This is a genomic window from [Phormidium] sp. LEGE 05292 (assembly GCF_015207735.1).
Classification (GTDB): domain Bacteria; phylum Cyanobacteriota; class Cyanobacteriia; order Cyanobacteriales; family Aerosakkonemataceae; genus Floridanema.
Genome location: NZ_JADEWG010000151.1, coordinates 1 through 14,680, shown reverse-complemented (window position 1 = coordinate 14,680; position 14,680 = coordinate 1). Strand labels below are relative to the sequence as shown.

General features: G+C 40.9%; 14 protein-coding genes. 4 read left to right on the top strand and 10 right to left on the bottom strand.

What is annotated here, in order from left to right; genetic code table 11:
* Positions 1-950 (bottom strand): FecR family protein (locus IQ264_RS26835; protein WP_193984674.1); only part of this gene is annotated, 950 nt, incomplete at its 3' end.
* A 195-nt stretch (positions 951-1,145) separates the two neighbouring features.
* Between IQ264_RS26835 and IQ264_RS26830 the strand changes: the two genes are divergently transcribed.
* The gene (locus IQ264_RS26830; protein WP_193984672.1) at positions 1,146-2,384 is read left to right on the top strand and encodes a hypothetical protein; all 1,239 of its coding nucleotides are present in this window, start codon (positions 1,146-1,148) and stop codon (positions 2,382-2,384) included.
* On the opposite strand, the gene IQ264_RS26825 is transcribed toward IQ264_RS26830, so the two are convergent.
* Entirely contained in the window at positions 2,365-3,201 is an 837-nt protein-coding gene (locus IQ264_RS26825; protein WP_193984671.1) for a sulfurtransferase, read from the bottom strand. The two genes, IQ264_RS26830 and IQ264_RS26825, sit on opposite strands and share 20 nt — an antisense overlap.
* Positions 3,202-3,374: 173 nt before the next feature.
* Here IQ264_RS26825 and IQ264_RS26820 point away from each other — a divergent pair, with 173 nt between their 5' ends.
* A complete protein-coding gene (locus tag IQ264_RS26820; RefSeq protein WP_193984670.1) occupies positions 3,375-4,454 on the top strand; it encodes a class I SAM-dependent methyltransferase in 1,080 nt (359 codons plus the stop codon).
* A gap of 92 nt (positions 4,455-4,546) precedes the next feature.
* On the opposite strand, the gene IQ264_RS33205 is transcribed toward IQ264_RS26820, so the two are convergent.
* From IQ264_RS33205 to trxA, 3 genes are all read right to left on the bottom strand, one after another.
* On the bottom strand, positions 4,547-4,690 hold the full coding sequence (locus IQ264_RS33205; RefSeq protein WP_228061843.1) for a hypothetical protein: 144 nt from the start codon (positions 4,688-4,690) through the stop codon (positions 4,547-4,549).
* A gap of 221 nt (positions 4,691-4,911) precedes the next feature.
* A complete protein-coding gene (locus IQ264_RS26810; protein ID WP_193984669.1) occupies positions 4,912-5,229 on the bottom strand; it encodes a hypothetical protein in 318 nt (105 codons plus the stop codon).
* Positions 5,230-5,313: 84 nt separating this feature from the next.
* Positions 5,314-5,631: a thioredoxin gene (gene trxA / locus IQ264_RS26805; protein ID WP_193984668.1), complete on the bottom strand. Its 318-nt coding sequence runs from the start codon at positions 5,629-5,631 to the stop codon at positions 5,314-5,316.
* Positions 5,632-5,778: 147 nt separating this feature from the next.
* Here trxA and fabG point away from each other — a divergent pair, with 147 nt between their 5' ends.
* A complete protein-coding gene (fabG, locus tag IQ264_RS26800; protein ID WP_193984667.1) occupies positions 5,779-6,543 on the top strand; it encodes a 3-oxoacyl-[acyl-carrier-protein] reductase in 765 nt (254 codons plus the stop codon).
* Positions 6,544-6,653: 110 nt separating this feature from the next.
* On the opposite strand, the gene IQ264_RS26795 is transcribed toward fabG, so the two are convergent.
* The 3 genes from IQ264_RS26795 to IQ264_RS26785 form a co-directional block, all read right to left on the bottom strand.
* Positions 6,654-7,097 (bottom strand): hypothetical protein, encoded by a 444-nt coding sequence (locus tag IQ264_RS26795; RefSeq protein ID WP_228061842.1) that lies wholly within the window; start codon positions 7,095-7,097, stop codon positions 6,654-6,656.
* A 173-nt stretch (positions 7,098-7,270) separates the two neighbouring features.
* Positions 7,271-8,836: a glycosyltransferase family 39 protein gene (locus tag IQ264_RS26790; RefSeq protein WP_193984666.1), complete on the bottom strand. Its 1,566-nt coding sequence runs from the start codon at positions 8,834-8,836 to the stop codon at positions 7,271-7,273.
* A gap of 176 nt (positions 8,837-9,012) precedes the next feature.
* Complete coding sequence (locus IQ264_RS26785) at positions 9,013-9,180, bottom strand: hypothetical protein (RefSeq protein WP_193984664.1); 168 nt, start codon at positions 9,178-9,180, stop codon at positions 9,013-9,015.
* A 155-nt stretch (positions 9,181-9,335) separates the two neighbouring features.
* Here IQ264_RS26785 and IQ264_RS26780 point away from each other — a divergent pair, with 155 nt between their 5' ends.
* A complete protein-coding gene (locus tag IQ264_RS26780; protein WP_193984662.1) occupies positions 9,336-12,029 on the top strand; it encodes a tetratricopeptide repeat protein in 2,694 nt (897 codons plus the stop codon).
* Positions 12,030-12,051: 22 nt separating this feature from the next.
* Here the strand turns inward: IQ264_RS26780 and IQ264_RS26775 are convergent, their stop codons facing one another.
* Entirely contained in the window at positions 12,052-12,603 is a 552-nt protein-coding gene (locus IQ264_RS26775; RefSeq protein WP_193984660.1) for a Uma2 family endonuclease, read from the bottom strand.
* Between the two features lie 214 nt (positions 12,604-12,817).
* Positions 12,818-14,509, bottom strand: a complete 1,692-nt coding sequence (locus tag IQ264_RS26770; RefSeq protein WP_193984658.1) for an NAD(P)H-quinone oxidoreductase subunit 4 — start codon at positions 14,507-14,509, stop codon at positions 12,818-12,820.
* Between the last annotated feature and the right edge of the window lie 171 nt (positions 14,510-14,680).

Genomic DNA, 14,680 nt, shown 5'->3' with positions numbered 1-14,680 from the left:
GGTGGTGGCAGAGGTCGAACTACTTCTGGCGGTGGCGGTGGTAGTGGTGGTGGTGATGAGGATGATTGATTAAACAAAACTTCCCCAGCTTCTAAGGGAGGAAATGTTTCTAAAGGATTTGAATTGTTTTGTAAAGACGGATTCTGTTGAGGGACGTTAATTTTAGATTCATCTTGGTATGGGTTTGATGTATTTGTGGGAAAACGGAGAAAACCTGGAGTTTCTAGAATTCCTTCACCAGTTATAGGAGGCTGAGCAGATAAAGCTGAGGAAGTTTCAGCTTGAACTTGTGCTTTAGCTGCATCAGTGGCACCTGAGTTTGCTAAATCAGTTAGATTGAGTCCTTTGGTTAATTCACTAGTTTGATAAAAAGTTTTGAGATCAAAATCATATATGCCTGTAATTCTGTCATTTTCGATGACTGCTAGCTGTCCTGCTCGTAGTCCTTCTTGCTGGGAGGCACTTTGGTTAAATACTTCAATGTTGCTATCTGTGAGTGCGCCTACGATCGTAGTATTTGTTTCAGGAATGTAGCGCACAAACAACGCCGATCCGCGAATCCCTGCTCTAGCGTTGGGCGTTCGCACGCGAGTTTCACCACGTCCCGGCGGAATTAGCAGCAGCATGGTACCGTTATTCAACCGAAAAGTGCGGGTATTGGGTAAAAACAAAAATACTGCTTGTTGACCAATGCGGGCTAAGGAACCATCATTGAAGCGTAATTCTGCTAAAGATTCTGGCCCTGTAGCCAGAGAATCTCCGGGACTGACTCGATCGTATATTTGGGCAGGTCGTCCTCCTTGATTTTGCGGAATCAGCCGTACTAGATTGCGTATGCTTTCGACAACGGCTCTGGTTAAAGGCGTTTGGGCACGTACCACCTTGGGTATTGAGAAGGCTATAATGCCCGATAAAATTACGCCCAGAAGCAGAATTAACTTTTGAGACATGGATCTACCTCAGCAAGAAAAGCCGTACCATCGTAATTGGAATAGCCGCTTTAGTCCCATATTACAAAGATAGGGTCTTTAGAGTCTGGCTTGATTACACTTTCGGATGAATGGAATCAATCATTTAAGCGTCATTCTTTTAGTATGGTTCAGGTGTTGATACTAATTTAATCCAACTTTGCGGGTGATTTTAGGTTGAGAATTACTTCCAAATCAGTATTTAACTGTCAATCTCTTTCCGGGAGCGCCACTATTAGCAAGCTAAGACTTTGTTTACAGCAATATTTAAAACCACTGCAACAACCTAAAGCAAATTTTTATTTCTGGTTGTTCTTCATCTCTAGTGGTGCAAGTTTTTCGGCTTTGGAATGGAATGCTGCTATTGCTAGTCCAGGCGTTTCTCTAGCAAACAAGAATTTAATGGCTGATTTATCGGGGCAAAGTTTACCTCATTTGGCTCCTGATTTACGTCTTACTTCTGGGGAAAAAACTGTTCTCAGTTCGGTAAGTAAGTCCGCAGCAGATTTACAAATGCCAGGTTTTGGGGTAAAGCTTGATGATGTGCTAACTGTAGACAGTTTAGTACTCGATTATCTGCTACCAAATAATTTCTCGAATTCTGATTCTTCTGTTGCTCAAACGGAAACACAACCAAAACCAGAAAATGTAGAGACCGATCCAGATTTAGGTAGGTTGCGGTTGCGGTTACAAAGGGTTCCTCCTACACAGCGCCAACCTGTTTTGTATTTTGTTCCTACGCTAATTTTTGGCCGCAGCAATAATCTTTTTTCTAGTATTGATCCGGTGACGGATTCACTGTTTTCTCCGGGCTTGTTGTTTTGGTCAACTCCAAAGATTGGCGCAAATACTTGGTTAAGTTTGTCGCTGGATGGCAATTTAGTTCGTTATTTTAAAGAGTCTCAGTATGATTATAATTTGGTGCGTTTTAAAGCTGGTGTTCGTCAGCAGTTAAATTCGCGGATGACTGGTGAAGTTGGTTGGTATAATCAGCAGCTGTTTCGCACTAATGGCGATCGCTTTTTGAAGGAAGATTTTTTCTATTTGTGGCTGTCACGACGAGATTTTCTGAATCCCAAGTTAGAGCTATATTCATATTATAATGTAGCTCTGGATTTGGCTGACCCAGATAATCTCAGTCGGTTCACTCACTTTTTCACTCTGTCTTTAGGTTACTATATTAAGCCGACTTTTCAAGTGGCTGTTGAGTATCAATTTTTCCTTTCTGACTACACTAAGGTACAGCGTCTAGATTATTTTAATCGCTTTTTCGGTCGGATTACTTACAATTTGAATCGCCAACACAACTTAGTTTTTAGGGTTGGCTTTAGTACTGGAGATTCTTCAGAATATTACCTGAATTACAATGATTGGTTATTTAATCTCACGTACAGTATCAACTTTCCGATTTATTAGGATAGGAACACCAATCACTCCAACTACCTGCGTAAAGTTTGCCAGTGTTAATTCCGGCAATTTCTAATGAGAGTAAGTTGACGCAAGCTGTCACGCCAGAACCGCAATAAACGATAATTTCTTTCGCGTTTTCTACTCCTGACCAACGGCTTTTTTGTGCTTCTGGTGGTTTGGCATTTCCTTGTTCGTCTGTGACTTCTGCCCAAGGATAGTTGACTGCACCGGGAATGTGTCCGGCGATCGGATCTATTGGTTCTTTTTCTCCTCGGTAACGTTCACCTTCTCTGGAGTCAACTAAGACAACTTGGGGTAAATCTTTGCGGGTTTTTACGGTTTCAATATCGACCACCATTGGCGATCGCAAATTCACCACAAACTTACCCGGCTTACCAATTGGTATAGTTTCTGACACCGGATAATTACCATTCACCCAAGACTTCCACCCACCATCTAACACAGCTACTTTGTCATGTCCTAAATAGCACAATAACCACCATAAACGCGCCGCAAAACCAAACCGAGAATCATCATAAGCAACAACTAAAGTCTCCTGAGAATTAACCCCAATTGCTGCTAGCTTTTCCGCCAATTCTTCTAGATTCGGTAAAGGATGTCTTCCCCCATGTTCTTTCACTGGCGAGGAAAGATCTTGGTTCAAGTCAAGATAGAATGCACCAGGAATATGACTAGCATGATACTGTCTGCGTCCTAATTCTGGATCGGCTAAAGAAAAACGACAATCAACTATAACAATTTGCGGATCTTCGAGATGTTCAGATAGCCATTGGGGAAAAACAATAAAATTACTGTCAGACATCAGCGATACTTGTCCTGAGTTTTACTATAAAATCTGCTCATTAAAGTATATTTTGCTCAACTAGAGTTAGCAAGCTGCGCCGACTACCTGAGCAGGTAAGTTGGGATGAAGTCAAAGGTTAAGTTAAAATCGAAAATCAATCTGACAGATCTCAAGCAACGGAGACTAGCAACTTGGTCGCCTCTAAAGACACACCAGCAAAGACAGAGCAACAGCCTTTGATCACCGACCCGGCTGTACTAGAAAAAATCATTATCGGCAAGCTGAATACTCGCATTTATCCGCGTGGAGAATTGGTACTGCCTTGTGTGCCATCCATGTTAGATAATTACATGAAGCGACTGAAAACAATCTTTGAAACCTTTGGTAGACCTTTCTCAGAAACAGAATTAGAACAGTTGCGTCAGATTCTTAGTAAAAGACTAGAACAAGGATTTGCAGCTTCTCCTCACTCCAATATATTAATTAAATACGAGCCAGCCAAAGCGCCAGATGTGGGTTTAACTTGCAACATTTCCACAGCAGTTTCTACAGTTGCAGATCAATATAAAAACTGGGTAGAAACCAGAAAACCGCCTTTATTTGGTTCTCATCCAGATGCCAAAGTCATGTCTGTGGTATCAGAAATGAACCAAGACCCTGGTACTACACCAATTTTAGATGTAGGCGCGGGAACAGGTCGCAATACATTACCCTTGGGAAGACAGGGTTATTTAGTTCATGCCGTAGAATTAACCCCCGCTTTTGTCCAACAAATTAAAGCAGCTGTAGATGCAGAAGGTTTGCCAGTAGTAGTTACTGAAGGTAACATTCTCGATCCAATGGTGAGAATGCGACCTGCACACTATAAATTAGCAATTGTTTCTGAAGTAATCTCCCATTTTCGCGATGCGGATCAACTGCGGCTTTTGCTAGCAAAAATGAGTGATGTCCTGCGTTCTGGTGGTTTATTACTATTTAATACTTTCTTAGCTGTTGATGGTTATGAACCAGATCAAACTGTCAGAGAAATGGCAGAAATTGCTTGGTCATCTTTGTTTACGAGAGCAGATTTAAAATCAGCTATGGAAGGTTTACCACTGGAAATACTTTCTGACGAACCAGTGTTTGAATTTGAAAAAGAACATTTACCCGAAGAAGCTTGGCCTCCTACAGGTTGGTTTATGAATTGGTCAACTGGTAAGGATGTTTTCCCCATAGCTAATGGTAGACCGCCTATAGAATTACGTTGGTTACTTTGCAAACGGACTTAAATTAATTGAGTTGTAGGGTGCGTTAATGCAATGTAACGCACCAATAATTTTTTTACATAAGGCTGATTTTTTAGAGGTTGCAAACACTCTTTTCAACCCTTCCCCAAAGTCAAAATACCTGATAACATATCCACCACCAACCGCCGACTTTTCAACCATTGCCGACCAATTAAAATTTCAGGAACTCCATTCCCCACATGAACCGGAATATCAAATTCCTCTCCATCTATTCGCATTTTTCCTGCATAGATCTCAAACTCAAAATCTCCTTGTGCTGTTCCAATTACTTGTTGCTCTACAAAAATCCAATCAAGACCATCTAAATCTTGATAATTGATTGCTACCCAACCAGAAAATCCTGTATCCAGTAACGCCTAAACTGATAACTCTAACCCTTCCCCAGTAATCAACTCAATTTCAAAAAACAATTCATCACTCTCGCCAAATCTGCCCTGAATCATATCGTGCCACAAACCCCTGTTTCATTAATACGAAAAAGGTGTAACTTACGATGAGGATGTTTCTCAAGAGCCATTTTTGTTGCCACCATATCATTTTTATCGATAAAATAATCTCCACTTTCAGGTTCAACAGCAATATACCAGTTGTAATTAGTTTTAATTAACTCTGGTTGCACTCGTTTAAATATTACTTCGCAACACTGACGGAAAGCTTTACTTTCAGCTTCCCATTGCGCTTTCCTTTCCTCAGACCATTGAATTTCAGGGAAAATTCTGCCTCGGCGCACCACTCGATTAGATTTGGTTTCAGCCATTGTCTTTCCAGTGAGAAAACATTAGTTTAATTATAAAACCACCCGATCGAGAAAATCGGGTGGCTTAAGTAAATTTCCCATCAATTAAATGAAACCTTGTAAACGTTGAATTAGTTGTTTTGCCTGAACTACACCTTCAATTCTTTCTACAGGTGCAGCATTTTTAAACAGTATTAAAGTTGGCAAAGCGTAAATGTTATGTTGCGATGCTAACTCAGGATACTTTTCGGAATTAATTTTCACAATTCTTAATCGATCGCTCAACTCAGCATTCACCTCTTCTAAAATCTTTGCCATCATTTTACAAGGGCCACACCACTCAGCGTAAAAATCCACCAACACAGGCACATCGGACTTACTTAACAATTCGTCAAAACTTGTGAACTCTTGTTTTGTCGCCATATAATAAAACCACTTTTTGAACAACCATAAATCCATCCTAATTCTTTATTTTAAAAATTCTGTTCGACTATGGTACGAATCAACCTAAGATAGTTAGCGCAGTGTTTTTACTTACTGTCGCATTGAGACAGAAAAAAGGAACTTTTCATGGAACAATTGCCAGAGAATCTTCAGCGTTTACGTGGACAAGTTGCTATTGTTACTGGTGCATCACGGGGAATTGGTCGCGCCATAGCTTTAGCTTTAGCCGCAGAAGGCGCAAATGTGGTAGTTAACTACGCCAGTTCCAGTACCGCAGCTGATGAAGTAGTAGCCAAAATTAACAGCATGGGATGTGAAGCAGTCGCCTTGCAAGCAGACGTTTCTCAAGCTGAACAAGTAGATAGTCTCTTAAATGCCGTTACAGAAAAGTGGGGTCGAGTAGATATTTTGGTCAATAACGCCGGAATTACCCGCGATACACTTTTATTACGCATGAAACCAGAAGATTGGCAAGCAGTAATTGACCTGAATTTAACAGGCGTATTCCTCTGTACTCGTGCCGTTAGTAAAGTAATGTTGAAACAACGTTCTGGTCGAATAGTTAATATTACTTCTGTAGCAGGACAAATGGGTAATCCTGGTCAAGCAAATTATAGTGCTGCTAAAGCTGGCGTAATTGGTTTTACTAAAACAATTGCTAAAGAACTTGCCAGTCGGGGAATTACAGTAAATGCTGTCGCACCAGGATTTATTGAAACAGATATGACCAGCAATTTAAAATCTGAAGAAATCCTCAAATTTATTCCTTTAGGACGTTACGGAAAACCGGAAGAAATTGCTGGGATGGTGCGTTTTTTAGCTGCCGATCCTGCTGCTGCTTATATTACTGGACAAGTGTTTAATGTGGATGGTGGTATGGTGATGGCCTAAGCAATTTTAGATTTTAGATTTTTGTTTATCTAACAATTTTAATATCTAAAATTGCTTGAGAGTGAGGTAAAGCACGATTCACTTCACTCTCAAAAATTAGTGAATTACAATTATTTTGTATTCAAACGTACCGGAGGTGCAGCTGCGGAACCATAAGTCACTCGGCAACCAATGTTGAATATACTAGAACCACATTCGAGAGGTACAACTTCACCTCTGAGCATGGCGCTACAGCTAACGTAACCGTCGCTATTGGTGTCTTTGATCATACATTCAATGGGTTGAGCATTGGCGTGTTTAGACCAATCTCTCATTCCCATCCCAGCAATTATGTGTGCCCAAAAGAAATTCAGGGTAAATATGCCAATAGCAAAGATGGCTAAAAATGTACCGATGATTGCAGCTTTCACTTTCCAATTACTCAAAAATCCACTGGTTTTAGCTTGAACTGATTGTGTTGCAGTAGGAGTTGTAACTGTGGGATTGACAACGGGAGTCGGAGTTACAACGATCGGAGATTGATTTGTTGTTTGTTCTGGTTGAGTTTCAGACATGGGAGGTTTCCTAATCCATTAACTCAGACTAAACTGGTCAGCGACCACGATCGGGGAAAGTAGTCACAGGTCAACTGTAACATCTCCCATTCTGAGCTTTACTGTAGCAAACGTCAGGTATAAGAAAATTCTTTCTTATGGATGAATTTAGATTTCCCGAAGACGATTACATTTCATTTTAGTTGATAAAGATATGTGAATGCTCCTGGTTGACCGAAATAAGCAATTTTTTTACCAATGCGATCGAGCCGAGGTTCAACGATAATTTCTCGTTTATCTTTTAGGTGAATTCCAGAAAATAAAAACCATACTCGTTGTTGCTTTTGTAGTTGACTAAATTGCCTTCGATAGTCTTCCCAAACTTGGTCAGATATTTCTTCTTTTTTCAAAAAGTCATTATAACCAAGCACATATTGAGACTTAGAATACCCATATTTTTCCGCGTAATATTCCAACTGCATTGAAGGGCCTCCGCCATCACCAAATAGCACATCATTAGGTTGTTGATGTGCTTTGATATAGGCGATTACCGGGCGAATTTCGTATTTAGTTTCTGGCTGCAATAAGAATAAACCTGCTTGAAATACAGATGGTAAAATTAGGAAACAACTAATAATTATTCCCAAAATTCCCACATACTTTCGTCGCTGTTGTTGCTTAAATTTAGCCAAATTCATCTGAGACAAAAGAAAAGCTGCACTTTCAGCAATAATCAAGATAAAATATGGAGTCAAAAACAAAATCAACCTTGTCCTAAAGGGATATTTATGCAAATAACTAGCAGTCAATGTAGCCAAAATGGGAGAGATTAAAATTAACAGCTTAATGCGATTATTTCTGTACAAAGCAATGCAGCCGATAATAAAAGCAAGAATAGCAATCCCATCTGTAAAACCAGTAAAACCTAATGGTTTATGAAAAAATATTCCTAAAGAGTCTAGTAACCAAACTATATCAAAAATACTTTTGGGATATTCTGGCCCCCAAGAGGTTTGTAGAGACTGATTGTTTATTGATTTGGAGACGATGAAAAAATAGTAAATGGCAAAGCCAATTAACCATATTAAATAAGCTGGTAATCGATTAATTACGATCGCTTTTCGTTTTTGATCAGAACTAGTAATCAAGCAGGCTAATTCAACTCCTCCTAATACTAATATTGCAGTATGGGAAAACCACATGGCAATTATTCCCAAGAATCCCAGTAAGAAAACTTTGCTTTTTTTCAGGATTTGTTCACGCAAGGGAATTAACAGCATACAAAGCAGCAATCCTACCATAATATCGCTAGAATATTGCTTAACTTCGGTGGCATAATAAAGAGGATATTTTAAACAAGCGAACAGGATTAAGGCAATGGGTATGGCGATCGCAGATACAGTCCATTTTGCTACTTGATAAAGCGCCAATAGAGAAACAATCCCAGCAATTAAAGGAAACAACCGTAGCGCATATTCATTGTTACCAAATAACTGCACTGCCAGTTTTTCTACCCAGAGAAATCCCGGAGGTGCGGCTTGATTATAATCTAAAGGTTGCAATAATTCTAAGTAAGAGCGGTTGACGATATTTAGGGCGATACAGGCTTCATCTCCCCATAAAGAACGGTTGCTGATGTACTGCGCTAAACGAATAATTATGCCGAATGCGATCGCTAGGAAAGCTAGCTGAGTAATAATTTTACTGGTTTTTGGCTGTACCTTGTTTGTGTCTGCGTAGCCATTAGGTAAACTATCCACTATTTCCAATTGTCCATCAAAAATAAAAATTAACGGAAGACATTATCTCACAAATTGCCTTGCCCACATCACCATAAGTACGGGAGAGTCAAGAGGAGAAAATCAAAATTGTAAAAGAGCGATCGCACTTTAAACTAGGAGATGATGGGGTGCGATCGCTCTTTTGCTTTGTTAGGTTATTCGTCTTCCCGATTTTGGCTGTTTTTCATCAGCAACAATAGGTAAGCCACAATAGCTACACCTGCTAAAATTCCCAAAATTTGGGAAATAGCGAACAGGCTGACAATAATTTCGGTAATTTCCAGGGCTTTTAGGAAGCATTCAAAGTCTTGCTTATTGAGCATTGGATTGTCTCTTTTAACTCGACAATCCCATTTGAATTTACTGTTGGTTGAGAACTGGAGTGAAAAAAGGTTGGCTTAGGGATGACTTTGGGATGAGTTTGGTGTAAGGAGACAATATCGGTTTTGGTATAAAAATTGCTATTATAAAATTGAGATTGCTGGCATTAGGTATGGCGCGATCGCTCAAAGTCTCCCCTCAATACATCCAAAAAGTAAAATCTAAGCTTCAGCGCAATGGGTATCCTACCCAGACAGCTTTCGCTGAAGACTTAGGATTATCTAAATGGAGTATTCAAAATTTTTTTAACAGTAAAACTGTTAAATTTTCCAATTTTGTCGATATTTGCGAAAAATTAGGACTCGACTGGCAAGAGATCTGTGAAAAAGACACAGAAGACGATCCAATTGTCAAGCAAAATCACAATTATTCCCTAATCCCTTGCACAGCCTACAAAGAGGAGACTTGGGTAGGGCGAGAGGAAGAGATTCGGGAATTGAGTGGAAAATTGCGGAAAGAATGCCGAATCTTAATTATTACGGGGATTACCGGGCAGGGAAAGACCGCTTTAGCGGAACGCTTGGCGAGTGTGGAGTTGGCGGGAGAATGGCAACGGTTGTCTGCGGTTAACTTTGATGATGGGGTATCGCGAGATTTTGTTGGTGCGGCGGATGTGCTGCTGACGAGACTGGGGGAAACGGTAACGCCACAGGAACGCAGTCAGCCAGAATTTTTGCTCAATCGTTTGGTGCAAAAGCTGCGAAGTAATCGTTATTTAGTGCAGATTGATTCTGTGGAAGTGCTGCTGCAAAAAGGCGATGAAAATCCCGTTAGGAATGAGTTTGAAGATGCGCGGTGGTGGGAATTTTTCAAACAATTGTTAGCGGGTGGAGAATGCCAAAGTCGGTTAATTTTGACTTCGCAGCATTTACCGACGCAGTTTATCAAAAAATATAATAAATGGCATAGAAAATTATTAAGTGGACTGAGTGAACCGGAGCAACTACAGTTATTTAGCAAGTTATTTGAGGAACAAGGAAAAGAGATTTTACCAGATTCAGAAGCGGCGGGTTATTTGCTGCGAATGGGTAATACTTACGAAGGGCATCCACTTTTAATTGAAGTGTTGGCAGGGGAAATTCTCGAACATCCTTATAATGGCAATGTAGTAGCGTACTGGCGAAAGCATCAGCAAGAATTTGCAGCAATTGCACCAGCTAAGAATAGTGAAGAACTAGAAAGAAATGTCAAAGATAGAGTGAGGGAAACTCTCAAGCGGTTGGAAAAAGATTCACCTTATGCTTATGGGTTATTGCTTCGCAGTTCGGTTTATCGGTTGCCAGTAACGGAAGATTTTTGGTTGGCAATGTTGCAGGGATTGACTGATGAGGAGAAAAACTCAGCACTGGGAACTTTGAAGTATCGTCATTTGGTTGAAGAAGTGGTAACTAAGTCTGATAAATATTTACTACGTCAGCATAATTTAATTCGCAATGTTGCCTATCAACGTTTAATCGAAATTTCCAATAAGGGTTTAGAGTGGAAAGACGATCATTATATTGCTGCCCAAATGTGGCGTACATCTTATCAACCAGAACCGGATGCTTCTAATTTAGAAAAAGTGCGGGGTTATTTAGAAGCGTTTCACCATTATTGCGAGGTGGAAGACTGGCAAAGTGCTAAGGAAATTATTTCTACTCGCATTGATACACCTACTAATGAAGCTTTAAGCGATCAACTGGGAACTTGGAGCTACTATCGCGAACAAGTGGAATTGTACAACCAACTTTTAAATGTTTTAGATGAATCGAATCTAGAATGGAAAGCTATTTGTTTTAACGGTTTGGGCAATGCCTACTATTCTCAAGGAGACTATGCCCGTGCGATCAATTTCCATCAGCAGCATTTAGCTATTGCAACAGAAATTGGCGACGAAGTTGGTATTGGCGCAGCGCTGGGTAATTTGGGTGCTACCTACAATTCCCTAGGGGACTATGCGCTTGCGATCGATTTCCATCAGCAGAGTTTAGACATTGCCAGAAAAATAGGTGACAAAGCTAGTATTGGCATGGTGCTGGGGCATTTGGGCAATGTCTACAATTTCCAAGGAAACTATGCGCGTGCGCTCGATTTTTATCAGCAGAGTTTAGACATTGCCACAGAAATTAGCGATAAAGCTGGTCTTGGTAGGGCGGTGTGTAATTTTGGCAATGCCTACTATTTCCAAGGGGACTATACCCGTGCAATCGATTTCTATCAGCAATATTTAACCATTGCAATAGAAATTGGCAACAAAGCTGGCATTGGCACGGCACTGGGTAATTTGGGCAATGCCTACGATTCCCAAGGGGACTATGCCCATGCGCTCGATTTCTACCAGCAGCATTTAGCCATTGTCAGAGAAATTGGCGACAAAGCTGGTATTGGCAAGGCGCTGGGTAATTTCGGCAATGCCTACTATTTCCAAGGGGACTATACCCGTGCGCTCGATTTCTATCAGCAGAGTTTAGACATTGCCAGAGAAATTGGCGATCGGTATGTGGAAGGAATGGCAGTAGGTAATTATGGGGAAACTTTAATTAAAATTGAGCAATATTCACAAGCTAAAGAATACTTGCAGGAATCATTAAGCATTTGTAGAGAAATTGGCGCTCGTAATCAAGAGACTAATGCTCTCAATAACCTAGCAGAACTTTATCAAAAATTAGGTCAGCACGATCGTGCTCTTGAATATTGCGAAGAAGCTTTAGCATTTGCCACAGAATTAGGTATCCCGCTAGCACAAGAATGCCAAAAATTGAAAGAGGAATTACTCGCTATGGCAAAAGAAGAACAGGAAAAAAGAATTTAGCTTTTATCTCTTGTTTTTATAGCTAAGAATTCATCAGTCGTTGTACTTGAATTTGTACATCTGGAAAAGCAAGAGGAGAGACAAACCCAGTTTTGAAAGTTTGTTCGCTAGCGTAGCGCCCATTCTCCAAATCTCGAAAAACTTTAAGTTCCCTATCCTGAAGATTTACAACCCAGTATTCAGCAATACCCGCTTCACTATAAATAGCTTTTTTCGCATTTAAATCTTTGTCAAGAGTAGTGTTGGAAAACTCAATCAGCCAAAAAATGTCATTGGGATAGGGATGGTGTTCTAGATAAACTGTTCCCAATGGTTTTACAATTGCTAAATCTGGAATTGGTTCCGAGTCATTGGGTAGAGTGATGGGGTGCGCTTCACGAATTTTCGCCCGATTTCCTAGCAATACCCGTAAATAATCCCCAAATTCACTATTGTAGTAAGCGTGGGTTTCTCGTTCTGGTGGCATAACTACAATATCTCCGCGCAATAACTCAACAGGCTGATCGTCGAATAGCCCTGCATCGATCGCCCGATGATACCGTTCAATTGTCCATTTGTAAGTAATGAAAGTCATGGCAATCAATTCTTAGAACGCATACAACGGTGATTCAATATTTTTATTATGGCAAATTGTATGCACTGAAAAAAAAAAAATTAAATTCTGCAAGAGGTCTATTCAATCTTCCTATATCAATCCAAACAAAAAAACGATCGTTCTCTCCCCAACAAACAAGAAAGAACGATCGCCAAAATTTCAACACAAATCAACACAAGTAGAAGTTGAAAGCTTATTTCACTATTCCCGCAACTGTAGCAATTTCTGTTTCAACAATTTGCGGAGAACTTAAAAACCCTTTGGCATAAATTGGTCGATTGCTTTGGGCAATTTCCGTGTAAGACTGACGCACTTCGGCGTTTACTGCCACAGTTTTTACATCGTACAATTTGGTAGCTAATTTCGGATAGAAACCAATCCCAATTATTAGTACCAAAAAGCTAGCGGCAATGAAGATTTCGCGGGGACTTGCATCTCTAAAGTGAGCATTTGCAGGTAAAACGCAGCTAGTACCAAAACACACAGCTTCTTGATCTCCCGAAGCTTTTAAAGTTTCATTACCCAGGTTGCAAGTAGGTGCAGCACCAGAGTTAAAGAAGATTTGTCGCAGCATTGAAAGCAGGTAAATTGGAGTAAGAATTACACCCACTGCGGCGAGGAAAACTGTAACCGTGCGGAAAGTAGAACTGTAGATATCGCCTGTAGTTACACCCACGAAAACGGAGAGTTCGCTAGCAAAACCGCTCATTCCAGGGAGTGCTAAAGATGCCATTGCGCCTGCGGTAAACAGTGCAAAAACTTTCGGCATTGCTTGACCAATTCCGCCCATTTCATTTAATGCTAGGGTATGAGTGCGATCGTAAGTCACGCCAGCCAAGAAGAACAATACCGCAGCAATTAAACCGTGAGAAATCATTTGCAGCATTGCACCACTCACACCTACATCAGTGTAGGAAGCAATACCCAGCAACACAAAACCCATGTGGGAAACTGAAGAATAAGCGAGGCGGCGCTTCATGTTAGTTTGACCAAAAGAAGTCAACGCGCCATAAATAATGTTAACTACACCTAAGATTGCTAAAACTGGAGCAAAGTAAACATGGGCATCATTGAGCATTTCCATGTTCAGGCGAATTAATCCATATCCGCCCATTTTCAGCAATACACCAGCCAAAATCATTGATACAGGAGCCGAAGCTTCGCCATGCGCGTCAGGGAGCCAGGTGTGCATCGGGAAAATCGCCAGTTTCACACCAAAGGCAATCAGTAAACCCGCATATAGTAAGAGTTCTAGTACTAATGGGTAATTTCTGGTGGCGAGTTCTGCCATATCAAAGGTGAGATTGCCACCGCCATAAAGCCCCATTGCTAAGGCTGCTACGAGGATAAATATAGAAGCTAGTGCAGTATAAAGGATGAATTTTGTAGCTGCGTAACGACGTTTTGGCCCACCCCAGATGGAGATGAGCAAGTAAACGGGAACTAGTTCTACTTCCCACATAATGAAAAGTAGCAGCAAGTCTTGAGCGACGAAAACCCCAATCTGGGCGGAGTACAACACCAGCATCAGGAAATAGAACAGGCGGGGTTTGCGATCGACTTGCCAAGCTGCCAAAATCGCTAAAGTAGTAACTAAACCTGCCAGAAGCACCAGCGGTACAGATATTCCATCAACCGAAACCGCCCAGTTAAGACCTAACTGCGGCACCCAAGCATACTTTTCGGCGAGTTGAAAAGTCGCACTGCTCGCATCGTAATGCTTCCAGAACGCATAGCACATTAAAACAAAATCTGCAATACCTACGCCCAGAGCATACCACCGCACGCGCTTGCCATCTTTGTCGGGCAACACGGGAATGAGCAGGGAAGCAACCAGGGGCAGCAGGACGATCGCAGTCAGCCAGGGAAATTGAGCCTCTATCATGGCTTTGAGCAAAAATACTTATTTAATCAATGATTATATTCTATTAAACTTCGTAACGATTTGGTTACATTTTTTGATAAAACTTTTTCTCCAATAAGTATATAGACTCATCTATGGGTAGAGGAGCGGGGGAGCTGAGGGGCAAAGGAGCAGAGGAGACAAGGGGACAAG

What these genes read in the sequence shown, in the direction of transcription:
- IQ264_RS26775 (WP_193984660.1), bottom strand. Translation starts at nt 12,603, where the DNA reads ATGACTTTCATTACTTACAAATGGACAATTGAACGGTATCATCGGGCG.
- IQ264_RS26795 (WP_228061842.1), bottom strand. Translation starts at nt 7,097, where the DNA reads ATGTCTGAAACTCAACCAGAACAAACAACAAATCAATCTCCGATCGTT.
- trxA (WP_193984668.1), bottom strand. Translation starts at nt 5,631, where the DNA reads ATGGCGACAAAACAAGAGTTCACAAGTTTTGACGAATTGTTAAGTAAG.
- IQ264_RS26825 (WP_193984671.1), bottom strand. Translation starts at nt 3,201, where the DNA reads ATGTCTGACAGTAATTTTATTGTTTTTCCCCAATGGCTATCTGAACAT.
- IQ264_RS33205 (WP_228061843.1), bottom strand. Translation starts at nt 4,690, where the DNA reads ATGCGAATAGATGGAGAGGAATTTGATATTCCGGTTCATGTGGGGAAT.
- fabG (WP_193984667.1), top strand. Translation starts at nt 5,779, where the DNA reads ATGGAACAATTGCCAGAGAATCTTCAGCGTTTACGTGGACAAGTTGCT.
- IQ264_RS26785 (WP_193984664.1), bottom strand. Translation starts at nt 9,180, where the DNA reads ATGCTCAATAAGCAAGACTTTGAATGCTTCCTAAAAGCCCTGGAAATT.
- IQ264_RS26810 (WP_193984669.1), bottom strand. Translation starts at nt 5,229, where the DNA reads ATGGCTGAAACCAAATCTAATCGAGTGGTGCGCCGAGGCAGAATTTTC.
- IQ264_RS26770 (WP_193984658.1), bottom strand. Translation starts at nt 14,509, where the DNA reads ATGATAGAGGCTCAATTTCCCTGGCTGACTGCGATCGTCCTGCTGCCC.